General features: G+C 69.6%; 14 protein-coding genes and 2 pseudogenes. 14 read left to right on the top strand and 2 right to left on the bottom strand.

Features of this window, described 5'->3' with window-relative positions:
- Window positions 1-17 precede the first annotated feature (17 nt).
- The 8 genes from mrcB to AX730_RS14195 all read left to right on the top strand — a co-directional run bounded on the left by mrcB (window position 18) and on the right by AX730_RS14195 (window position 11,300).
- On the top strand, window positions 18-2,423 hold the full coding sequence (mrcB, locus tag AX730_RS14230; protein WP_062357612.1) for a penicillin-binding protein 1B: 2,406 nt from the start codon (window positions 18-20) through the stop codon (window positions 2,421-2,423).
- Entirely contained in the window at window positions 2,420-3,007 is a 588-nt protein-coding gene (locus AX730_RS14225) for a tetratricopeptide repeat protein (RefSeq protein WP_062357610.1), read from the top strand. The genes mrcB and AX730_RS14225 overlap by 4 nt, the downstream gene beginning before the upstream one ends.
- A gap of 64 nt (window positions 3,008-3,071) precedes the next feature.
- A complete protein-coding gene (locus AX730_RS14220) occupies window positions 3,072-5,123 on the top strand; it encodes a DNA repair helicase YoaA (RefSeq protein ID WP_062357603.1) in 2,052 nt (683 codons plus the stop codon).
- Between the two features lie 53 nt (window positions 5,124-5,176).
- On the top strand, window positions 5,177-5,920 hold the full coding sequence (gene tsaB / locus AX730_RS14215; RefSeq protein WP_062357601.1) for a tRNA (adenosine(37)-N6)-threonylcarbamoyltransferase complex dimerization subunit type 1 TsaB: 744 nt from the start codon (window positions 5,177-5,179) through the stop codon (window positions 5,918-5,920).
- 85 nt (window positions 5,921-6,005) lie between these two features.
- Window positions 6,006-6,416: a GntR family transcriptional regulator gene (locus AX730_RS14210; protein ID WP_062357599.1), complete on the top strand. Its 411-nt coding sequence runs from the start codon at window positions 6,006-6,008 to the stop codon at window positions 6,414-6,416.
- A 19-nt stretch (window positions 6,417-6,435) separates the two neighbouring features.
- A complete protein-coding gene (locus tag AX730_RS14205) occupies window positions 6,436-7,344 on the top strand; it encodes an ABC transporter ATP-binding protein (protein ID WP_062357597.1) in 909 nt (302 codons plus the stop codon).
- Window positions 7,345-7,354: 10 nt separating this feature from the next.
- Window positions 7,355-9,196: a hypothetical protein gene (locus tag AX730_RS14200; RefSeq protein ID WP_062357595.1), complete on the top strand. Its 1,842-nt coding sequence runs from the start codon at window positions 7,355-7,357 to the stop codon at window positions 9,194-9,196.
- Between the two features lie 34 nt (window positions 9,197-9,230).
- Window positions 9,231-11,300, top strand: a complete 2,070-nt coding sequence (locus AX730_RS14195) for a S9 family peptidase (RefSeq protein WP_062357593.1) — start codon at window positions 9,231-9,233, stop codon at window positions 11,298-11,300.
- Between the two features lie 4 nt (window positions 11,301-11,304).
- Here AX730_RS14195 and AX730_RS14190 read toward each other — a convergent pair whose 3' ends face one another.
- Both AX730_RS14190 and gshB read right to left on the bottom strand, forming a co-directional pair.
- A complete protein-coding gene (locus AX730_RS14190) occupies window positions 11,305-12,180 on the bottom strand; it encodes an energy transducer TonB (protein WP_062357591.1) in 876 nt (291 codons plus the stop codon).
- Between the two features lies 1 nt (window position 12,181).
- Complete coding sequence (gene gshB, locus AX730_RS14185) at window positions 12,182-13,129, bottom strand: glutathione synthase (RefSeq protein WP_062357589.1); 948 nt, start codon at window positions 13,127-13,129, stop codon at window positions 12,182-12,184.
- Window positions 13,130-13,371: 242 nt separating this feature from the next.
- Between gshB and AX730_RS14180 the strand changes: the two genes are divergently transcribed.
- From AX730_RS14180 to AX730_RS14160, 6 genes and pseudogenes are all read left to right on the top strand, one after another.
- Window positions 13,372-13,773, top strand: a complete 402-nt coding sequence (locus AX730_RS14180; RefSeq protein WP_055940451.1) for a response regulator — start codon at window positions 13,372-13,374, stop codon at window positions 13,771-13,773.
- Between the two features lie 53 nt (window positions 13,774-13,826).
- Complete coding sequence (locus AX730_RS14175) at window positions 13,827-14,357, top strand: chemotaxis protein CheW (RefSeq protein ID WP_062357857.1); 531 nt, start codon at window positions 13,827-13,829, stop codon at window positions 14,355-14,357.
- A gap of 34 nt (window positions 14,358-14,391) precedes the next feature.
- Window positions 14,392-16,428, top strand: coding sequence for a methyl-accepting chemotaxis protein (locus tag AX730_RS14170; RefSeq protein ID WP_062357587.1), 2,037 nt, complete (start codon window positions 14,392-14,394; stop codon window positions 16,426-16,428).
- A gap of 90 nt (window positions 16,429-16,518) precedes the next feature.
- Window positions 16,519-16,839: pseudogene (locus AX730_RS19620) on the top strand (Hpt domain-containing protein); the annotation flags it as partial.
- A 120-nt stretch (window positions 16,840-16,959) separates the two neighbouring features.
- Window positions 16,960-22,587 (top strand): annotated as a pseudogene (locus AX730_RS14165) (hybrid sensor histidine kinase/response regulator); the annotation flags it as partial.
- Window positions 22,580-23,818 carry a chemotaxis protein CheB gene (locus AX730_RS14160; protein WP_232310270.1) on the top strand — a complete coding sequence of 413 codons (1,239 nt, stop codon included), beginning with the start codon at window positions 22,580-22,582 and terminating at the stop codon, window positions 23,816-23,818. The pseudogene AX730_RS14165 and the gene AX730_RS14160, both read left to right, overlap by 8 nt.
- Window positions 23,819-23,826 lie beyond the last annotated feature (8 nt).

Here is a 23,826-nt window from a genome sequence, read left to right as displayed (position 1 = left end):
CCATTGTCGCATCCCCTGTGGCCCGCAACGACTACGACGACGAAGCACTGGACGAAGACGACATCGACGACGGTCCCGGCTGGCGGCAACGCCTGTTGACGTGGGGCCTGGCGGTCGCCGGCCTGGGCCTGGGATTCCTGATTCCCTACATGCTCTACCTGAACCACCAGGTCACGGAGCGCTTCGGCGAACTGCGTTGGCAGATTCCCACCCGCGTATATGCGCGCCCGCTGCAGGTCGCGCCGGGTCTGGCGATGGATGCGCAGACGCTGAAGACCGAGCTCGATGCGGCGTCGTACCGCGACGACGGTACCGGCGCGAGTCCCGGGACGTATGCGCGCGAGGGGGGTCGCTTCACCATCGCCAGCCGCGGCTTCGTCGATGTCGATGGGAAAGTGGCGCCGCGCCGGATCGAGTTGAGCCTGTCCGCCGGCCGTGTCGCGGTCGTCCGTGATCCCGCGCGCAAGCAGAGCCTGAAGGCGGCGCGGCTGGATCCGGCGCGCATCGCCACGCTGTACGGACAGAAGCAGGAGGAACGTCGGCTGGTGCGGCTGGAAGAAGTGCCCGAACTGCTGGTGACCGGCCTGCAGGCGGTCGAGGACCGCGACTTCAAGGACCACCACGGTATCGACCTGTCGGGCATGGTGCGTGCGGCGTGGTTGCTGGTGCGCTCGGGCGGCGACACGCGGCAGGGTGCCAGCACGCTGACCCAGCAGCTGGCGCGCAGCGGCCTGCTCGGCATCGGCAAGGAACAGACGCCGACGCGCAAGTTCAACGAGATCCTCTACGCCCTGATCCTGGAGGCGCGCTACGACAAGCGCACGATCCTGGAGGCGTACTTCAACCAGGTGTATCTGGGGCAGCGTGGCAGCCAGGCGATCCATGGCGTCGCCGCCGGCGCGGAATTCTGGTTCGGACGCGACCTCGACAGCCTGACCACCGAGCAGGTCGCGCTTCTCATCGGCATGGTGAAGGGGCCGTCGTACTACGATCCGCGGCGCAACCCGGAACGCGCGAAGGAACGCCGCGACTACGCGCTGCTCAAGCTGCACGAGACCGGCCTGCTCGACGACGCGGAGTACAAGCGTGCACTCGCCGCGCCGCTGGGCGTGACGAAGACCCCGGGCATGGCCGCCGCCAATCGCTTCCCCGCCTACGTGGACCTGGTCCGTCGCCAGCTGGCGCGCGACTACCCGGAGAGCGCGTTGCAAGGCGCGGGCCTCAGCGTGCTGACCGGCATGTCGCCCTCGGCGCAGGCCTACGCGGAAGCCTCGGTGACACGCACGATCAAGGCACTGGAGAATAAGCGTCGGCCGCCTTTGCAGGCCGGCATGGTGGTGACCGACGTGCACGACGGCGATGTGCTGGCCGTGGTCGGTAGCCGCAACGTGTCGGAGGTCGGCTTCAACCGGGCAGTGGAGGCGCAGCGGCCTGTCGGTTCGCTGCTCAAGCCGTTCGTGTACCTGCTGGCGCTGGCCCAGCCAGACCAGTACTCGTTGGCGTCGTGGGTCGACGATTCGCCGGTGACCGTGCGGTTGGGCAAGAACCGTCGCTGGACACCGGCCAATTCCGATCGCCGCAGCCACGGCACCGTGCGCCTGGTCGATGCGCTGGCGCGGTCGTACAACCAGGCCACCGTGCGCGTGGGCATGAAGGTCGAACCGGATCGCCTCGCGCAGCTGATCCGTGTGCTGGCCGGCATCCAGGCCGAACCGAATCCGGCCCTGATCCTCGGCGCCACCGACCAGAGCCCGTACGCGATGGCGCAGCTGTACCAGTTCCTCGCCTCCGGCGGCGAGATCCAGCCGCTGCATGCGGTGCGCGGCGTGCTGGACCCGAACGGCAAGCTGCTCAAGCGCTACGACAAGACGCCGGCCCCGGCGCAGGAAGGCGATTCCATCGCTGCCAACCTCATCACGGTGGCGTTGCAGCAGGTGGTGTCGAGCGGCACCGGGCGCCAGCTGATCGGCGACGGTCTGGGTCGCCTTCAGTCCGCTGGCAAGACCGGTACCAGCAACGATGGCCGCGACAGCTGGTACGCGGGCTACACCGGCGATCACCTCGCCGTGGTGTGGATGGGCAACGACCAGAACGAGCAGACCGGGCTGTACGGCGGCACCGGCGCGATGCGCGTCTGGTCCGGGCTGTTTTCCCGCCTGCCCAGTGCACCGCTGAAGGTGTCCGGCAAGGGGCTCGATTGGCAGTGGATCGTTGCATCCAATACAACGGACGCCAGTTGTCCCGACGCCCGCCAGTTGCCGTTCGTGACCGGCTTTGCGCCTGCGTACGCGCCCTGCGTGGTCGAGCAGCCGGCGGTCGAAGGCGAGGAGCAGGAAGGCGGCGGCTGGCGCAGCTGGTTCGGCCTGGATCGCAAGGAAGAACCCGCCCCGCCGCCCCAGGAAGCGCCTCCGCAACAGCCATGACCATGAAGTACGCATTCCTTCTTTTGCTGATCGTGCTCGCCGGTTGCGTTTCCGCGCCGGTGCCCGACGCGCCCGTCGCGCGCGATCCGGTGACGCCTGACCAGCGTGTCGCGGCCATCGATGCCGCGGCCGGCGATGACGATCGCGAACTCGCGGTGCAGCCGCTGCGCGATCCGCAGGTGGAGGATTTGCGTGAGACGGCACAGCAAGCGCGCGCGTCGCGCGACGTCGCCAAGGCGGCGGACGCGTTGAACCAGGCGTTGCTGCTGGTGCCGGAGGATCCCGCCGTGCTGCAGGAGCGGGCCGAAGTCGCGCTGCTGCAGGGCGACTACGCGCGCGCCGACACGCTGGCGCAGCGCGCCTTCCAGCTGGGCTCGCAGGTGGGGCCACTGTGCCGCCAGCATTGGGAGACTGTGCGCCAGGTGCGCCAGCACGAACTCGCCGTGCACCAGCCGCTGCCCGTGCGCCACACGCCGGAGGACGCCGCGCAGCACGCCACGCGCGCCGCGACCCTGCAGGCGGCCATCGCCGAGACCGAAGCCAAGCGCGATGCCTGCACCGTGCCGGTGATCCAGCGCATGTAAGGAACACGCCGCGTCCGGCGCGACGCGGTACCCTTGTCGCTGCACGCCGCCTCCTGTTTTCCCGATGTCCCAGCTAGCCCAGGCCAGCCGCGATGCCCTCAGTGAGGGCGGTGCGCTGGCGGAACGACTCGATGCCTTCGCCCCCCGCGACGCCCAGCAGCGCCTGACGGCGGCGATCGCCGATGCGTTCGATGCGCGCGACGTGCTGCTCGCCGAGGCCGGCACCGGCACGGGCAAGACCTTCGCGTACCTGGTGCCTGCGCTGCTGTCCGGAGTGAAGACCATCGTCTCCACCGGCACGCGTGCGCTGCAGGACCAGCTGTACCACCGCGACCTGCCGCGCGTGCGCGATGCACTGGGCGTGGCCGGGCTGAAGTCCGCGCTGCTGAAGGGGCGCAGCAATTACCTGTGCCGCTACCGCCTGAACCAGGCCAAGGGCGACCCGCAGGCGCTGCGCACCACCTTCACCAGTCGCGAGCAGGTGGACCAGTTCCAGCGCATCGTCGCCTGGGGCGGACGCACGCAGTACGGCGACATGGCGGAGCTGGCGGCCCTGCCGGACGACTCGCCGCTGCTGCCGCTGGTCACCTCCACGATCGACAACTGCCTGGGCAGCGAATGCCCGTTCTGGGACGACTGCTTCGTGGTGCAGGCGCGGCAGCGTGCGCAGTCGGCGGACATCGTGGTGGTCAACCATCATCTGCTGCTCGCCGACCTGGCGCTGAAGCAGGAAGGCTTCGGCGAGATCCTGCCGGGCGCGCAGGCGTTCGTCATCGACGAAGCACACCAGCTTCCCGAACTCGCCGCCAACTTCTTCGGCGAAGGCTTCGGCATGCGCCCGCTGCAGGAACTGGCGCGCGACTGCCTGACGGAGTCGAAGGACGCGGCCGGCGCGCTGGCCGCGTTGCAGCCGCCTGTGCGCGCGCTGGAGCAGGCACTTCGTGAACTGCGCGCGGCGATGGAAGGATTGCCGTCGCGAGGTACGCGCGAGCGGCTGCTCGCCAAGCCGGAGGTGTCGGCCGGGTTCGACGTGTTGTCCGGTGCGCTCGAGGATCTCGGCGCCGCGCTCGCGCCGCTGTCGGAGACCTCGCTCGGGCTTGAAGCCTGCACCGCGCGGGCGAAGGAGTTCGGCACCCGCTTGTCGCGCTGGTACGAACCGCCTGCGGCAGCCGGTGCATTCGATGACAGCGCCGTGGCGAGCGACGACGGGTCCAGCGACGTGCTCTGGTACGAACTCACCCCGCGCGCGTTCCGCTGCCAGCGCACGCCGCTCGATGTGTCCGGGCCATTGCGCCAGCACCGCGAGCAGTCGCGTGCGGCCTGGGTGTTCACCTCGGCCACGCTGGCGGTAGGCGGTCGCTTCGACCATCTCGCCGTGCGCCTGGGGCTGGAGGATCCGCCGACGCTGTTGCAGCCGAGTCCGTTCGACTGGCCGCAGCAGGCGCTGTGTTACCTGCCCACCGGCCTGCCCGATCCGAATGCACCGGGCTACGGCCAGGGGCTGATCGCGACCTTGCGGCCGGTGCTGGAGGCATCGCGGGGGCGCGCGTTCCTGCTGTTCGCCTCGCATCGTGCGCTGCGCGAGGCGGCCGATGCGCTGCGCGGCGGTCCGTGGCCGCTGTTCGTCCAGGGCGAAGCGCCACGCGGCACGCTGCTTCAGCGGTTCCGCGAATCCGGCAACGGCGTGCTGCTGGGTGCCGCGAGTTTCCGCGAAGGCGTCGACGTGGTCGGCGATGCGCTGAGCGTGGTGGTGGTCGACAAGCTGCCGTTCGCCGCGCCGGACGATCCGGTGTTCGAAGCGCGGCTGGACGCGGTGCGTCGTGCCGGCGGCAATCCGTTCCGCGACGAGCAACTGCCACAGGCGGTGATCGCGCTGAAGCAGGCGGTCGGCCGTCTGATCCGCAGCGAGACCGACCGAGGCGTGCTGGTGCTGTGCGATCCGCGCCTGACCGGCAAGCCGTACGGGCGCGTGTTCCTCGACTCGCTGCCGCCGTTCCGGCGCACCCAGCGCGTGCAGGATGTGCAGCGTTTCTTCGGCGCCGAGGTCGAGGAAGCAGCGGCCACGCCGGTGCGGGCCAGCAACGCGGACGACTGGTTCGCCGATGCGCGCTTCTGATCGCCCCGCGCCACAGCGTTTAAGCTAACCCCCTGTCTCGGCCTGTCCATCCCATGAAGCTGCTCGCGTTCGAAACCGCCACCGAAGCCTGTTCCGTCGCCGTCTACGTCGACGGCGAGGTGCGCGAGCGCTTCGAGATCGCGCCGCGGCGGCACGCCGAACTCGCGCTGCCGTGGGCGGAGCAGTTGCTTGCGGACGCGGGTATCGCACGCAGCCAGCTGGACGCCATCGCGCTGAGCCGTGGACCCGGCGCGTTCACCGGTGTGCGTCTGGCCATCGCGGTCGCGCAGGGCATCGCACTGGCGCTGGACCGCCCGCTGGTGCCGGTGTCCACACTCGCCGTGCTGGCCGCGCAGGTGCCGCCACCACGGGTGACGGCGGGTGAGGGCGGCTGCGATGTCGGCATCGCGCATCCCATCCTTGCGGCGATCGACGCGCGCATGGGCGAGGTCTACACCGGCACGTTCGTGCATCGCGGCGATCGTCTCGAGGCGATGTCGGGAGAAGCCGTGATCGCGCCGGTCGACTACGCGCTGGCCGGCGACGACGGCGACTGGATCGGCGTGGGCACCGGCTTTGCGGCCGGCGACGGCGTGCTCGCCGCGCGGCTGCAATCCCGCTTCGCCCGCATCGATGCACAGGCGTTGCCGCATGCGGCGGATCTCGCGAGGCTGGCGGCGAGTGCGTTCGCGCGCGGCGAGACCCTCGCGCCCGAGCACGTCGAACCCGCCTACCTGCGCAACAACGTCGCCCTGACCCTGGAAGAACAGAAAGCCCTGCGCGCCTCGCGCGCCTGATGGCGGGCGGGGTGCCGTCGGTCATGGTTGACGTGGCCTGCCTCAACTGTACTATGTGTGTTAGTACAGATGATCGAGCGCTGCCATGGCCCGTACCACGCCCCTGATGCTGCAGATCGCCACCGGCGACGCGCGGCCCATCGTCCGCCAGATCGTCGATGGCGTCCGCCTGAAGATCGCCGCGGGCGAGCTGACACCGGGCGACCAGTTGCCCAGCGTGCGCGGGCTGGCGCAGCAGCTGACGATCAATCCCAACACCGTCGCCAAGGCCTATGCCGAACTGACCACCGAGGGCTGGCTGGAGTCGCGGCAGGGCATGGGACTGTATGTCGCCGCACCGCGCCAGCGGCTGTCCGATGCCGAGCGCGAGCGCCGGCTCGACGACGCCATCGGGCGTTTCGTCAACGACGTGATCCCGCTGGATGTCCCCACCGACGAGGTGGAATCGCGGGTTGCGCACGCACTGCGGCGCTGGTCGTCGCGCCGTATCGCCTGAGCCGGGGAGCGACATCGCCATGTCCGACGACTACGTCATCGAAACCCGCGCGCTGACCCGCCGCTACGGCGCCAAGCTGGCGCTGGACCATCTGGATCTCGCCGTGCCGCGCGGGCGCATCCACGCGATCGTCGGCGCCAACGGCGCGGGCAAGTCGACGCTGTTCCGCATCCTGCTCGGTTTCCTGCCGCCCTCGTCGGGATCGGCGCGCATCCTGGGCCGCGACAGCCAGCACCTGCGGCCGGAGGACCGCAGCCGCATCGGCTTCGTCAACGAGGAGCACACGCTGCCGGGCTGGATGCGGGTGGAGCAGGTGCGCGCCATGCAGCAGCACCAGTACCCGCGCTGGAATGCGCGCGCCTACGATGACGTGATCGGCCATTACCACGTGCTGCCGCAGCAGAAGGTCTCGCAGTTGTCGCGCGGCGAGCGGGCGGGGCTCAACCTGGCGCTGGCGCTGGCGCAGTCGCCCGAACTGCTGGTGCTGGACGAACCGACACTCGGGCTGGACGTGGTCGCCAAGCGCGCGTTCCTGGAATCGCTGATGTACAGCACGGCCGCCGAACACTGCACCGTCGTGTACTGCTCGCACCAGATGGAGGAGATCGAGCGCGTCGCCGACAACCTGATCATCCTCGAGCGCGGGCAGCTGAAGCACATGTCGGCGCCGGAAGATTTCACTGCGCGTGTCGCGCTGTGGGTGGCGGACGTGCCATTCAAGGGGCCGGATCCGCGCAGCGTGCCGGGACTGCTGGACGTGCAACGGCTGGACGGCCTGCACCACTACCTGGTGATGGACCAGGACGAAGGCTTCGCCGCTTTCCTGCGCGAGCAGGGCGCACGCTCCATCCAGTGCATGCCGGTCAGCCTGGACCGCGCGGTCAACGGTTTCCTGGCCAAACACCACGCCGCGCCCGCCGCGGCCTGAGGAGAGACGCATGTACGATTTCTTCAAGAGCGAACTCCTCCGTTTCCGCGGCTGGGCGCTGCTCGCCGCGCTCGTGCACCTGCTTTCGTTGGCCTTCATGGCGCGCGTCGTCGACCTGGCCCAGCAGCCGCTGGTCGTGCATTGGGTGATCGGCGGTGTATATGCGCTGGCGGGCCTGCTGCTCGGCCTCTACCAGATGGGCAGCTACCGCAAGCCCAGCCAGTGGGTGAGCCTGTTGCACCGGCCGATGGCGCCGCGCCGCATCGCGTTCGCGCTGGCGACCGCCGCTTCGGTGCTGCTCGCGGTCGCGGTGGCGCTGCCGTTGCTGGCGATTGCGACGTGGCAGGAAACGCTGACGCCGCGCGTGGTGGACCTTCGCCATTGGCTGCTGCCGCTGTCGGGCTGGCTGATCGCCACCGCCGCCTACCTCGCTGGTGCGTTCTGCAGCCTGCGCGGCTGGCGCTGGGCCGGCGCCGCGCTGGCGCTGCTGGTCTGGTTGCTGGTCAGTCGCGCTTACGGACCGTCGATGATCGCGATCGAAGTGGTCGTCCTCGTCTGGCTGGCATTGCTGCTGCGCATCGCCTTCGTCGCCGATCTCGATTCGCCGCCACGCAGTGCGCTGGCGACCGCCGCGGTGGCGTTGCCGTTGCAGGCGTCGCTGTACTTGCTGGTGCTGGTGCTGCTGTTCTGCCTGGAGATGGTGTGGGTGGCGCAGGGCAGTCATCCCAACAACACGCCGACGCCGCCGGTGGGCGGGCACAACGAAGTCGAGAAGATGGACGCGCGCGATCGCATGATCGCCGGCCTGCTTGGCAGCCGGCATCCCGACGCGCCGCTGTTGCGTGAGCAGATCCGGCTGTCCGATCCGGAAGGTCTGGGTGTGCAGGTGCCGAAGCTCCCGCAGTACCAGGAACTGGCCAACTTCCGCCCCATGGAATTCGATGACGGCGAACGCCGCGAGCGCTGGGTGTTCAGCCACGACGACATGCGGTTGCACGGCTATCGTCTGGCCGACAACCGGGACGCCGGCACGCTGGGCGTTGGACCGGCGCAGGCACCGTTCAAGGCGGTGGTGCTGCCGGGCGACGGGATGCCCGGCATGGAGCCCGGCGACGCCACGCTGATTGGTGGCGACACGCTGTACCAGTACCGCAGTGCGCAGCACGACGTCGCGCCTCGCCTGCGCGCCGCGCCCGGCGAAACCCTGATGGGCGGCGGGCCGCTGGGGCAGGGCGTCGGCATGCTCAGCGACCGCGCGCTGTACTTCTACGACGGACGTCGGCTGGCCGAAGGGCAGGGGATCATCGCGCCGCGGCTGCGTGTGCCGCTGCCCGGCGCGATGGGCGACCTGCGCAACCTCGACCTGATCGAACTCGTCGACGGTCATCTGATCGCGCTGGCGTTCTCCGCGGAATCGCATGCCGACGGTGCGGCGCCCGTGCAGATCATGCTGCGCACGCACGACGATGGCCGCATCGAGACCGTGCACCGGCGTGCGCTGGCTTTCGACTATCCGCCAGCCTACCGCTACCGCCACTGGTGGCCGTCGCCGCTGCTGTCGACGGTCGCCGAGTGGGTCCGCAACCTGTTCGCACCGCCGTTGCCGCTGGATGTCACGGCGCCGGCGCCACGACCTGCCTCGATGATGTGGCTGGCCGGCGTGCTGTCGCTGCTCGCGGTGATCGGCGCGGTCTGGCGGACGGCACGGACCGGATTGTCCATGCCGGCGCGCTGCGGCTGGATCGTCGCGTGTGCGCTGGTCGGCCTGCCTGCGCTGGGCAGCCTGTGGCTGCTGGTGCCCCGCCGCGATGTCGTCGCCGATGTCCCGTTGCCGGAGCCGGCAACCGCCTGACGGTTCCGCATCGTCCGCTTTCGAGGAGAACACCATGAAGTTGTCACTGCCGGTCGCCGGGCGGCGTCTGTTCGCGACGCTGTGCGTGCTGGTCGCGTCGCCCGTCCTTGCGGGCAACGACGCGACCCTCCAGGCCTACGTCGATGCCGAGCGCGCGCGCGCCGTCGCGCCACCGCTGTCGCGCGGCGTCCTGCTGCAGCGGGGTTCGATCACCGACATCCGGCTGTCGCCGGATGGGCGTCGCGTGGCCTGGTTGCGCGAACGTGGCGAGCAGCGCGAACTGTGGTTGCGCGCGATCGCCGACGCCGCGCCCCGGCGCCTGCTGGCGGATACCCCGGCGCAGTCGCTCGACTGGAGTCGCGATGGTCGCTGGCTGCTGCTGCGTTCTTCGCGCGACCTGCAGGCGGTGGCTGTGGCGGGGCAGGGCGGGACCGGACGCATCGCGATGTTCGAGGGCGCCACCGCGCTCGCGATGCTCGACACCGATGTTTCCCGACCCGCCGCCGTGTTGCTGGTCGAGCGGGAGGGGCCGGCAGCGGCACCGACCGCCTGGCGCCTGTTGCGCGTGGACATGCGCGGACAACGCACGGTGGTGTGGCAAGACCCGCAGCGCATCGTCGATGCGATCCTCGACGTGCGAGGCCGGCTGGCGTGGCTGCAGCGCATGGAAAACGGCGGGCTCGTGATCCTGCGTGTGGTGGATGGCAAGCCACGGCCGGTCCTGCGGTGCGATCCGAGCCGGCGCTGCGCGTTGCGTGGCATGGCCGCCGACGGTACGCCATGGCTGCGCACGGATGTGCACGGCGACCGGTCGCGTCTGGTCCGGTTGGGGCTCGACGGCCGTCTCGACGAGGTGCATTCGGATCCCCGGCGCATCGCGGACATCGATCGCCTCATCGAGGACCCTGTCGACCGCCGGCCGCGCTTCGTGGCGTACCGCAGCACCGCCGCGCACCTGCATGCGCTGGCGCCGGGCGATGCCGCGCATCTGGCCGTGGTGCAGTCGATGCTGCCCGGTCGCGACCTCGACCTGCAGCCGGGGGTCGGCGAGGGCGCGCACTGGCTGGTGGAGATCCGCTCGCCGCAGGCGCCGCTGCGCCGCTGGCGGCTGTACGACCCGTCGACGCGCAGGCTGTCGCCGCTTCTGGACGAGCAGCCGCTCGACCGCCGCACGGGCGACCCGGCGGTCGCCGTGCCCGAGGCGTCGCTGGCACGACCGATGCCGTTGACGTGGACCGCCTCCGACGGCCGTCGCCTGCATGGCTTCCTGTGGCTGCCCCCCGGCCTCGATGCGAAGCGTGCGCCGCTGGTCGTGGTGCCCCATGGCGGACCGTGGAACCACTGGAAGCCCGAATACCGGTCGCTGAGCCAACTGCTTGCCAATCGCGGCTATGCCGTGTTCGAGCCCAACTTCCGCGGCTCGACCGGGCATGGTCGCGACTACATGCGTGCGGCGGACGCGGATTTCGGCAACGGGCGTGTGCAGCGCGACGTGGTGGACGGCACGCGCTGGCTGCTCGCGCAGGGCATCGGCGATCCCGATCGCGTCGGTATCGTCGGGGCTTCCTTCGGTGGCTACTCGGCCCTGCTCGGCGCGACCTTCGAACCCGACCTGTTCAAGGTCGCGGTGGCGACGGTGCCGCCGCCGGATTTCGGCTGGGTGCTGCGCTGGCTACTCCGCAACCCGGAGGCGCTGGAAGTGAGTGCCGTGGTGCCGATGGAAACCTGGTTGCGAGGGCAGGGCATCGACGTCACCGACAAGGCGATGATGGACCGGCTGCACGCGCAGTCGCCCTTGGCCAACGTGGCCCGTCTGCGCCGACCGGTGTTGCTGGTCGCGGGCGGGGAAGACCGGCGCGTCGGTGTGGCTGGCGTCATCGAGTACGCGGCCCGTCTCAAGCTGGCCGGCAAGGACGTCGCGCTGCTGGTGGACGAGCAGGCGGGGCACGACGGCGGTACGCCGCTCGCCCGCGAAGCGCGCACGTACCTGATCGAAACGATGCTCCACCGGGAACTCGGCGGTGCAGCGCCAGCGGCGCCGGATGCCGAACTGCGCGGCTACCTGCGCAGGAACCTGCGGTTGCCGGGCACGCTGGTGCCCTGATCGGCTACTCGTCGCGCACTTCGCCGCCCGGCAGGAAGCGCCAGGTGCGGGTGACGTGCAGGATGTCGACGTTCTCGGCCGTTTCCGGCAGCGGCGGGAACGGCGAAGACAGCTGCACGATGCGCTGCGCGGTGGAATCCAGCAGCGGGATACCGCTGGACTGGATGATGCGGGTCTGTTCGATGCTGCCGTCGCGGCGCACCGCCACGCTGATCACCAGCGTACCGGCCAGGCGCCGGCGGCGCGCTTCGTCGGGGTAGTTGAGGTTGCCGACGCGCTCGGCGCGATCCACCCAGGCGCGCAGGTAGTTCGCGTACACGTACTCCTTGGTGCTGGCCGAGACGAACTTGCGCTTCGGCCGCTTGGCGTACAGCTCCGAGCGCAGGTGGTACTCCGCCGCCAGCCGCGCCATCTCGGCGTCGCGCTGCACCTTCTGTTCGCCCTGCGGCAGATCGGGCTGGTCCGGCTGCGGGCGTGCTTCGGCGGCAGGCGCGCGCGTCTCGCTGTCGCGCGTGGTCACCACGCGGCTTTCCGGCGGCGGCACCGGCGCGGTGGTCTGCGCGCGCAGCGGCTGCGGCGCCAGGCCGGTGTCGGGCTGGGGGATCCAGCCGGCCTGGCTGTCGCGCGGGCGCTTGGCCTGGTCGCTCTCGCCACCGCCTTCCTGGTTGGCCGCGGCGAGGAAGTCGGCTTCCTTCGGTGTCAGCGGCGTACTGGTCTGGCTGAGGATCACGTCCAGCGTCGGCATCACCGGCGCGGCGTCGTCCAGGGCGAAGCCCACGCCGAGCACCAGCAGGCCGTGCACGATCAGCGACAGCGCCAGGGTGGCGCCGAGGCGTTCGTTCGCGCCGATCTTCGGCGGTGGAACGGGGACGGCCGACATCTCAGGCGGCCAGCTTCTTCTCGATGGCGTCGAACAGCTGGCCGGCGATGTTCAGGCCGTACTGGCCGTCCAGCTCGCGCACGCAGGTGGGGCTGGTGACGTTGACCTCGGTCAGGTAGTCGCCGATCACGTCCAGGCCGACGAACAGCATGCCGCGGCGCTTCATCTCCGGGCCGACCTGCGCGGCGATCCAGCGGTCGCGTTCGCTCAGCGGACGGCCCTCGCCGCGGCCGCCGGCGGCCAGGTTGCCGCGGAACTCGTCGCCCTGCGGGATGCGCGCCAGCGCGTAGTCCACCGGCTCGCCGTCGACCAGCAGCACGCGCTTGTCGCCGTCCTTGATGCCGGGGATGAAGCGCTGCGCCAGGGTGAGGTTGCCGCCGCCGATCAGCGTTTCCAGGATGACGTTGGTGTTGGGGTCGCCGGCCTTCACGCGAAAGATCGAGCGGCCGCCCATGCCGTCCAGCGGCTTCAGCACCGCCTCGCCGTGCTCGGTCACGAAGGCCTTGAGCGCGGCCGGGTCGCGGCTCACCAGGGTGGGCGGGCAGCACTGCGGGAAAAGCAGCGCCGCCAGCTTCTCGTTGAAATCGCGCAGGCCCTGGGGATCGTTGACGATCAGCGCGCCGGCCTGCTGCGCGACGCCCAGCACGTGCGTGTCGTAGAGGTACTGGTCGTCGACCGGCGGATCCTTGCGCATCAGCACGACCTGGCCGGGGCCGAAGGTCAGCGTGCGCGTGTCGCCGAGGGTGGACCAGCCGGCCTTGTCGTCCTTCACCGTCAAGGCCGCGACCTGGGCCTGGGCCACGCCCTCGCGCAGCGACAGCCGGCCGGGGATGACGTAGTGGAGACGGTGGCCGCGCCGCTGGGCTTCCAGCAGCATGGCGAAGGTGGTGTCCTTGGCGATCTTGATGGACCCGATCGGGTCCATGACGACGATGACGTCCAGCGGCATGTGGGCGGTTCTGCGGGAGACGCCGCATGGTATCAGGGCGGGCACGGCCGCCGGCCTCGACGCGGGCGGAACACCGCGTTCGTCAGGCGGCAAAAAATTGAGACGTGGATCGCATGATGCCGTTCAGCGACGCGCACCGGAAAGGCGCGGCTTGACAGTGCGCGCCGGGATGGGGGATATAGGCAGCAACGCAGCGTGGCCGGTTCGTCAATGAAGCCACGCGCGCATGGGGAAATCAGGTAATGACGCAGAACGAAGGCCAGGCCGGTGGACTCCACGGCCTACGGGTCATGGTGATCGATGACTCGAAAACCATCCGCCGCACCGCAGAAACCCTGCTGAAACGCGAGGGTTGCGAGGTCGTGACCGCGACCGACGGGTTCGAGGCCTTGGCCAAGATCGCCGACCAGCAGCCGCAGATCATCTTCGTGGACATCATGATGCCGCGGCTGGATGGTTATCAGACCTGCGCGCTCATCAAGAACAACCAGGTGTTCAAGTCCACGCCGGTCATCATGCTGTCGTCCAAGGACAGCCTGTTCGACAAGGCGCGCGGGCGCATCGTCGGCTCGGAGCAGTACCTGACCAAGCCGTTCACGCGCGAGGAACTCCTCGACGCCATCCGCGCCCACGTCAGCACCTGAGGGGCTGGCGCCGTGGCGACCATTCGCACTGAGTGCACAGGGGGCGGGCGATGATCCGCACACCGTTCGATACGCTGGCCGAATACGAGCGCCGCAGCCTGGCGCACGCCGTGGTGCAGCCGGCGCGCGAGATCGCGCAGGACCAGTACCGCGGCGTCGGCTACCGGGTGGGCAAGCGCCGGCTGATTTCCAACTTCGGGGAAGTGGTGGAGATCGTGCAGATGCCGCCGGTCACGCCGGTGCCCGGCGCGCACCCGTGGTTGCTGGGAATCGGCAACCTCCGTGGCAACCTGTTTCCGGTCGTCGACCTGAAGCAGTTCCTCGAAGGCGAGCGCACCGTGCTGCACGAGGGCCAGCGCGTGCTGGTCATGCGCCAGGCCGGCGGCGACGTCGCGCTGACCATCGACGAGTTGTACGGGCAGCGCAGCTTCCACGAATCGCAGCAGGTCGAGCCGGGGGATCTGGCGGACGGCCGCTACGGGCATTTCATCGATCGCGCCTTCGCCAGCGACGATCAGCGGTGGGGCGTCTTTGCGCTGGGGTTGCTGGCGCGCACGCCCGAATTCCGCCAGACCGCGCTCTGAGCGCGAACAACAAGAACAATCCAGGGGTTGAACGATGAGCACTGCGACGGATTCTCCTAGCGCCGGCAAGGTCGGCAGTTTCGGCAACAACTTCTGGTTGCTGCTGCTGGCGCTGTCGGTGCTGGTGTTCGGCGCCAATACCGGCGTCGCGACCTACCAGGGCACTCGCCTGTCCGGTGCGGGTACCGGTGCATCCGACATGCGCGTGCTGTCGCAGCAGCTGGCCAACCAGGGCCGAGAGGCCGTGGCCGGCAACGCCGAGGCGTTCAAGTCGTTCAAGGAGACCAAGCAATCGGTGGATTCCACCATTGACGAGCTGCAGAACGACTTCGGCAACGAAGACCCCATTCGGGGTCCGCTGGGCAAGCTGAGCGCCACGTGGGCGCCGCTGGGCAAGAGTGCCGACCAGATCGTCTCGTCCGAAGCCGCCGTGCTGGCGCTCGCCGGTAACGCCGACCGTTTCGCCACCCAGGTGCCCAGCCTGCAGGCGCAGCTCAACGAAGTGGTGCGTGCCATGTCCGCCGGCGGTGCGCCGTCGTCGCAGATCTACAGCGCGCTGCAGCAGGTGGTGCTGGCCGGCACCATGGCCCGCCGCGTGACCGAAATCCGCGCCGGTGGCGCCGGTGCGGCTACCGCCGGCGATGCACTCGGCCGCGACTCAGTGCTGTTCGGCCAGGTGCTGGACGGCCTGCGCGAAGGCAATGCCGACCTGGGCATCGCCCCGGTCCGCAATGCCGCCGCGCTGGCCGCACTGCAGAATTCGCAGACCCTGTGGACGGCGATGAAGAAGGACCTGGACGCGATCCTGGCCAGCTCGCGCAACCTGTTCGCCGCGCAGTCGGCCGCCGCCGCATTGACCAACGGCTCCGGCCAGATGCTCCAGGACAGCACCAACCTGTTCCAGGCGTTCTCGGCGTTCGGTTCGGTGCGCGACACGCGCCTGTTCCCGAATTTCTGGCTGGGCATCGCCTCGGGTGCCGCGGCGCTGATCTCCATCATCGGCCTGCTGTATTCGCTGTACCGCACCCGCCAGCGCGAGCAGGAAATGCGCTACCAGACGCAGGTGGAATACAACAGCCGCAACCAGCAGGCCATCATGCGGTTGCTGGACGAAATCAGCTCGCTGGGCGAGGGCGACCTGACGGTGAAGGCCTCGGTGACCGAGGACATGACCGGCGCCATCGCGGACGCCATCAACTACGCCGTGGACGAACTGCGCAACCTGGTGACCACGATCAACGACACCTCGGTGCAGGTCGCGGCATCGACCCAGGAAACGCAGGCCACCGCGCTGCAGCTGGCGGAAGCCGCCGGCCACCAGGCCGACCAGATCACCACCGCTTCCGACCGCATCAGCGAGATCGCGACCAGCATCGACCAGGTGTCGAAGAACTCCACCGAGTCAGCCGAAGTGGCGCAGCGCTCGGTGCAGATCGCCACCGAGGGTGCCGGCGTGGTGCGCGAGACGATCCGCGGCATGGACCAGATCCGCGACCAGATCCAGGAAACCTCCAAGCGCATCAAGCGCCTGGGCGAGTCGTCGCAGGAAATCGGCTCGGTCGTGGAACTGATCAACGACATTTCCGAGCAGACCAACATCCTGGCGCTCAACGCGGCCGTGCAGGCGGCCTCGGCCGGTGAAGCCGGCCGCGGTTTCGCGGTCGTGGCCGACGAAGTGCAGCGCCTCGCCGAACGCACCTCGGGCGCGACGCGCCGCATCGAATCGCTGGTGCAGACGATCCAGGCCGATACCAACGAAGCGGTCAGCTCGATGGAGCAGACCACTGCCGAAGTGGTATCCGGTGCGCGACTGGCCGAGGACGCGGGCACCGCGCTGGGCGAGATCGAGCGCGTGTCGAACGACCTGAACAACCTCATCAAGGGCATCTCCGGTGCCGCGCAGCAGCAGTCCGTGGCGGCGCTGGACATCACCCAGACGATGGGCGTGATCCGCCAGATTACCTCGCAGACCTCGCTGGGTGCGGGGCAAACGGCGGAGTCCATCGGTCACCTGGCGCAGTTGGCCGCGGACCTGCGCCGTTCGGTCGCCGACTTCAAGCTGCCGGGCTGAGGACGGGACGCACTGCATGAACTTCCTACGCCTTCCCGCCCGCCCGCCGCGCGAGGCTGACGGTTCCGCCGTCGCCGCGGGAGCACGCCGATGAGTGCGCTGCGCGAAGCCATGAGCCACGCCGTTCTCGGCTGGGTGAAGCCCGAACTGGACGAGACCCTGCGGCTGGTCCGCCAGGAGATCGAGGCCTTCGTCGAAACGCCGGCCGACAGCAGCCGCATGCGGTTCTGCGCCGGCTACCTGCACCAGGTGCAGGGCACGCTGCGCATGGTGGAGCTGTATGCGCCGGCGATGGTCGCCGAAGAACTCGAACTGCTCGCCAAGGCGCTGCAGGACGGCGGGGTGGGCGATCGCGACGAGGCCTGCGCCACGCTGATGCGCGGTGCGGTGCTGCTGCCGGATTACCTGGAGCGCCTGCAGGAAGGCCATCGCGACATCCCGATCGTGCTGCTGCCGCTGCTCAACGAGATCCGGGCCTCGCGCGGCGCGCCAGGCCTCAACGAAAGCATGCTGTTCCCGGCTGGCGTCCGCGACGAAGCGGCCCCGAGCGAAGCCGAGATCGACCACGCGCGCAGCAGCCTGAGTGGCCGCAACCGCGAACTGCTGGACACCGTCGGCAACGCGGTCAAGGAAGAACTGCTGCGGGTGAAGGATGCGCTGGACCTGCATCTGCGCACCGGCAGTGATTCGCAGGAGCTCGAATCGCAGGTCGCCGAGTTGGGCAACGTCGCCGATACGCTCGGCATGATGGGCCTGGGCGTCGCCCGCGACGTGGTGATGCAGCAGCGCGACACGCTGCGCGAGGTGGTCGCCGGTAAGCGGCCTGCCGATGAAGGCACGCTGCTGGATGTGGCGGGTGCGCTGCTGTACGTCGATGCGTCGCTGGACGACCAGGTCGCGCGGCTCGGCAGTGGTGGAGACGCCGCACCCGACCCGAGCGCGGCCGAATCGCAGCGCACGGTTGAGGTGCTGGCGCAGGAAGCCATCATCAATTTCGCCGGCGCCCGCGAGCGCTTCGTCGCCTTCATCGAAACCAACTGGGACCACGCCGAACTGGCGGACGTCCCGCGCCTGCTGGACGAAGTGGCAGGCGCGCTGCGCATGCTCGAGCTCGGCCAGGCCGGCGACTACGTCATCGGCGTGCAGCGCTACGTCAGTGGCGAACTGATCGGCAAGAAGCGCGTGCCCGGCGGCCAGCAGCTGGACACCCTGGCCGACGCGATGGCCAGCCTGGAGTACTACCTGGAGGCGCTGCGCGAGCGGCGCCCCAACCGCGAGGATATCCTCGAGATCACCCGCGGCAGCCTGGAAGCGCTGCGTTACTGGCCGCTGCCGGCGGAAGCCGTCGCGCCGGTGGAAGCGCCCGTCGCCGAGGCGCCGGTGGCCGTACCGACACCCGTCGTCGAAGCCGCCTCCGAACCCGTCGCCGAAGCACCCGCACCGGTATCGTTCGGCGCGCTTTCGCTCGAACCGCTCGATGCCACGCCACCGCCGTCGAGCGCCGGCGCGAATCCGTTCGATCCGGTGGGTTTCGAGGAAGAAGGCATCGCGTCGCCGGCGACGATCGAGGCGGAGACGCCTGCATTCGACCTGCCGACCGACGCTGGCGACAGCAGCGCCATCGATACGACAGTCGACACGGTCGACACCACGGCGATCGACGTGCCGGTGGAGGCCGAGGCGCCCGCGCCGCTGGTCGAAACCGATGCGCTGCCCGACCTGCGCCACGAGATCGCCGCGGCCGCGGCCGCCGTGCCGTCCGCCGTCATGGGCGGGTTCGACGGCGACAGCACCGACATCGACGACGACATCCGCGAGGTGTTCCTCGAGGAGTTCGACGAAGAGATCGTCAACCTGCGGCAGTTGCTGCCGGCCTGGCGCAGCAACACCGAAGACCTGGAGCGCCTGCGGCCGATCCGCCGCGTGTTCCACACGCTGAAGGGCAGCGGTCGCCTGGTGGGCGCCAAGACGCTCGGCGAGTTCAGCTGGAAGGTCGAGAACATGCTCAACCGCGTGCTCGACCGCACGCGCGCGCCGAGCCACGCGGTCGAAGTGCTGCTGGAGCAGGCCTGCGAGACGCTGCCGCAGCTCAATGCCGCGCTGCGCGGACAGGGCAACGTCACCGCCGACCTGGCCGGCCTGCAGGACGTGGCCGACCGCCTGGCGGCGGGCGAGGACGCGTACTACAACGCCGAGCCAACCGTGCGGGAAGAGGAGGCCGACTTCGTCGAGCCGGCACCCGTGGCGCCTGTTTCCTTCGTCGACGACGCGCCGGCCGTGTTCGAGCCGGAGGCCGAAGGCACGCCGGCGTCGGTCGACGCCGTGCTGCGCGAGATCCTCGAAGCCGAGGTCGACAACCATCTCGACACGGTCGACCACTGGCTGCAGAAGGCGCAGGTGGACGCAACGCCGGTCAGCGAGGAACTGCTGCGCGCGATCCACACGATGAACGGCGCGCTGGCGATGGCCGACGTGCCGGAAATCACCCACGTCACCTCGGCGGCCGAGCAATACGCCAAGCGCCTGCTGGCGTCCGGCGAAACGCCCACCCCGGAAGGCGTTGCGGCCTTTGCCGACACCGCGCAGGCGATCCGTCGCAGCGTCGCGGCGTTGCAGGCGCCGTCGCCGCGCATCCCGGTGTTCGCCGCGCTGGCGGGCCAGCTGCGCGCGCTCAGCGACCGCCTGCCCGACCTGCGCCAGGGCGCGCAGATCGTGGACGATACCCAGCAGGGCACCTACGTCGGACAGACGCCGACGCTCATCGCGCCTGTCGTACCGTCGGATATCGAACTGGCGGCGATGGACCTGTCGGCCTATCTCGACAGCGAGGCCGCGAACGGTGCGGGCGAAGTCGTCGCGGCGGAATCCCAGGACAGCGCTGCTTCTGAAGCGGTGCCGGTTTCCTCTGCCGAGGTTGTCGAGGACACCGCCGCGGAGACGGTGCCGCCGTCCGGCGATGCCTCCCTCGTGGCGGACACCGCCACGCCGGTGGACCAGAGCGTCACGTTCTACGATATCGATTACCGCATCCTGCCGCGCGCGTCGGCGCCGGACGCCGAAGCTACGGCACCGGCAAGCGACGCAACGCTTGATGCCGACGTGCCCGCAGACGTGGCGGACGTCGCCGCCGAGGCCGACGTGGCCGAGGGCGTTCCGACGACCGAAGAGTCGGTCCTTTCCGACGCGGACGCCAGCGATGGCGTGGCCGACGAGCCGGCCTCCATCGTGGAGGACGATGAGTTGCTCGTCGATGGCGATCTGCCCGCATTCCTTGCCGAGACGGATGCCGCATCGTCGGCGGACGCTGGCGAGGGCGGGGCGGTGATCGACGACAGCGCGCCGGTGGTGGCTGACGGCGTCGCCGACCAGGACGAAGCGGTTGTGACGGACGTGTCCGGGGCCGCTACGACGGTCGAGGCGGACACCGCCGGAACCGTCGACGCTGTCGATAACGCCGAAGCGATCGAGGAAATCCCTGTCGAGGGCGATGCCGTCGAGAGTGCTGCCGTGCCGTCGACGACATTCGAAGAAGCGGATGTCGCGGTGGAAGCGCCGGCGCCCGTCGCGGCGGACGAACCCTCCGACGTCGAGACGGTCTCCGCCGATGATGCCGACACTGCGTCGTCCGTCGACGATATCGCGTTCGGGGACGCGTCTTCGGCGCCGGCCGTGACCGACGGGATCGTCGAGGCTGCGGAAATCGTGGAGACCGTGGATGCATCCGATACGGAACAGCCTGCATCGCTGGATGTCGAAGCCGTTACCTCCGTCGAAGCCGAGGAGCCTGCCGTGACCAGTGCGCCCGACATGCAGGAGCCGGAGGAAGCCCTCGACGTGACCGGGCTCGACCTGGACCTGGTCGAGATCTTCATCGAGGAAGGCAACGACCTGCTCGACCACTCCGACGACCTCATCGCCAAGCTGCGTGAAACGCCGGAAGACCGCACGTTGATCACCGGCCTGCAGCGCGACCTGCACACGCTGAAGGGTGGCGCGCGCATGGCGGGCATCCATGCCGTGGGCGATCTGGGCCATGCGATCGAGTCGATGCTGGAATCGATCGCCGGCCAGCGCACCGAGCTGGACCGTCGCGCCATCCAGTTGCTGGAGCGTGGTTTCGATGCGTTGCACGCACAGCTCGCGCGTGTCACCGCGCGTCGTGCGGTGGCGATCCCGGAAGGCATGATCGCCGAGTTCAACGCACGTGCCCGCGGCATCGAACTGCCGGACGCGCCTGCTTCGGCCGACGCGCCGCTCGCGCCGGTCGAACTCGCCCCGTTGTCGGCGCCGATCGATACCGAGGCCGCGACCACGGCGGCTGCCGAAGAAGAGTTCTTCCCCGCTGGGCAGCAGGAGCAGGTCCGTGTCCGCGCCGACCTGCTGGACCGTCTGGTCAACAACGCCGGCGAAGTCGCGATCTACCGCGCCCGCCTGGAGCAGCAGCTGGGTGCATTCCGCGGTGCGATGGCGGAACTGGACCGCACCAACATCCGTATGCACGACCAGCTGCGCCGTCTCGACCTGGAAACGGAGGCGCAGATCGTCGCCCGCTACCAGCGCGAGCATGACCGGCAGGACCCGACGTTCGATCCGCTGGAACTGGACCGCTTCTCCACGCTGCAGCAGCTCAGCCGCGCGCTGGCCGAATCGGCCGCCGACATCAGCGGTCTGCAGGGCGTGCTGGACGACCTGGCCCGGCAGTACGACAGCCTGCTGCAGCAGCAGTCGCGCGTCAGCTCGGAGCTGCAGGACGGCCTGATGCGCGCGCGCATGCTGCCGTTCGAAGGCATCGTGCCGCGCCTGCGCCGCGTGCTGCGCCAGGCCGCGACCGAGACGCACAAGCAGGTCAGCCTGCAGTTCTCCGGTACGCACGGCGAAATGGACCGCAACGTGCTGGACCGCATGACGGCGCCGCTGGAGCACCTGCTGCGCAACTCCGTCGCGCATGGCCTGGAAACGCCGAAGGAACGTCGCAAGGCGGGCAAGCCGGAAGAGGGCACGGTGCATGTCGCCCTGCGCCGCGAAGGCTCGGAAATGGTGCTGGAGGTGTCCGACGACGGCGCAGGCCTGAACCGCGATGCCATCCGCAAACGCGCCGAACAGCGCGGCCTGCTGCAGCCGGGCGCCGTGCTGCCCGACACCGCGCTGGACCGCCTGATCCTGGAGCCTGGCTTCAGTACCGCCGACAAGGTCAGCCAGCTGGCCGGCCGCGGCGTCGGCATGGACGTGGTGTACAACGAAGTACGCCAGCTCGGCGGTTCGCTGGAGATCAGTTCGGTGCCGGGCAAGGGTGCGACCTTCACCCTGCGCCTGCCGCAGACGCTGGCCGTCAGCCAGGCCGTGTTCGTGCAGATCGGCGAGACGCAGTTCGCGGTGCCGGTGGCGGCGGTCAGCGGCATCGGCCGCATCAGCCATGCGCGTTTCAGCGCGGGTGCGGGCAGCTACCACTACGCCGGCGAAGACTATCCGCTGTACAACCTCGGCCACCTGGTCGGCCAGGGCGCGGCCAAGGCGGAAGGCCAGCCGCAGGTGCCGCTGTTGCTGGTGCGTTCGGGCGACCTGCGCGCCGCCGTGGCGGTGGACCAGGTGCTCGGCAACCGCGAGATCGTGGTCAAGCCGGTCGGCCCGCAGATCGCGTCGATCCCCGGCATCTATGGTGCGACGATCACCGGCGACGGCAGCGTCGTGGTGATCCTGGATGCCGCACCGCTGGTGCGCCGCCACTTGGCGCAGCCGCAGGAGCCCGCGCAGCAGGCACCCGCCGTCGAACAGCGTCGCGTGCCGCTGGTGATGGTGGTGGACGACTCGCTGACCATGCGCAAGGTGACCAGCCGCGTGCTGGAACGCCACAACTTCGAGGTCAGCGCCGCGCGCGATGGCGTCGAAGCGCTGGAGAAGCTGGACGAGCGCGTGCCCGACCTGATGCTGCTCGACATCGAAATGCCGCGCATGGACGGATACGAGCTGGCCACCGCGATGAAGGCCGATCCGCGCTTCAAGGACGTGCCCATCGTGATGATCACCTCGCGTACCGGCGACAAGCACCGCCAGCGCGCCTTCGACATCGGCGTGCAGCGCTACCTGGGCAAGCCGTACCAGGAGCTCGACCTGATGCGCAACGTGTACGACCTGCTGGGAATCGCCCGTGTCCGTGAGTGAAACCAAACGCGTCGCCCTGCTGGCGCGCCCGGGCGAGGCGCGCGAGCGCCTGCGCGTGGCGTTGCACGAAGCCGGTGCCGAGATCGTGCTGGAAGACGACCCCAATACGCTGGATACCGATGCCCTCGGCGACAGTGCGCCGCAGGTGGTGCTGGTGGCGCTGGAGCCGGCCATCGAGGACAGCCTGGAGCGCTTCGACAGCGTGCTGCACGATCCCGCGGTCGCGGTGATCTTCGACGAGGCCGACCTCGCCGCACGCCGACAGGGGTGGGAAGCCCAGCGCTGGGCACGCCATCTGGCGGCCAAGCTGCATGGCCACCGCGACGTGCTGCCGCCGGGCCGCGAAGAAGACGTGGGCCTGCAGCTGGAGCCCGGCCTGCCGGTGACACCGGCGCAGTTGCACGAGGATGCGGAGATCTCGCTGCACCTCGAGGAAGCCGCCGACATGGCGCTGGAACTGCCGAGCGACGACTTCGCCTACACCGGTGGCCTGCAGGCGCGCCAGCTGGACGCGCAGGTGGTCGATGCGGACGACTGGCTGAGGTCGGCGTCGACCTCCATGGAATCCGCATCAGCGCCGCCCCCGCTGCCCGAACCGCCGGCGGTTGTACCTCCGCCGCTGCCTGCCTCGACTTCCTCGTCGACGTTCGACCTTTCGAACCTGTCGCTCGAGCCGCTGGAAGGCGGTGGTGTGGCGGCGTCGGCGCGTACGCAGGGTGCGGTGCTGGTGTTCGCCGGCATCGGCGGCCCCGATGCCGTGCGCAAGCTCCTCGCCGACCTGCCCACCGGCTTTCCGAAGCCGGTGATGGTGCACCTGCGCCTCGATGGCGGCCGCTACGACAATCTGGTCCGGCAGATGGAGCGCGTCTCGCACATGCCGGTGTTGCTGGCTGAAGCCGGCAAGGCCGCCGAAGTGGGGCACGTATATGTATTGCCGGGCGACGTGGTGCCGTTCGTCGAGGAGGGCGTGGTGAGTTTCCGTTCCGGCGAGACCATCCACGCGGTGATCCCGCAGCTGCCGCCGGCGGACAGCGCGGTGCTGCTGCTCAGCGGCAGCGACACCTCCCTGGTGGAGGTGGCCGCGGCGCTGGGCAACGGCGGCGCGCTGGTCATGGGCCAGTCGCAGGAAGGCTGCTACGACCCCGCGGCACCGAAGGCACTCGCGGCGCGTGGCGCCGAACTGGGCTCGCCTGCGCAGATCGCGCAGCGCCTGACCGACCGCTGGTTCTGAGGAACACA

This window comes from Pseudoxanthomonas mexicana, from assembly GCF_001556105.1.
Classification (GTDB): domain Bacteria; phylum Pseudomonadota; class Gammaproteobacteria; order Xanthomonadales; family Xanthomonadaceae; genus Pseudoxanthomonas_A; species Pseudoxanthomonas_A mexicana_A.
This window is presented reverse-complemented; position numbering and strand designations above follow the sequence as displayed.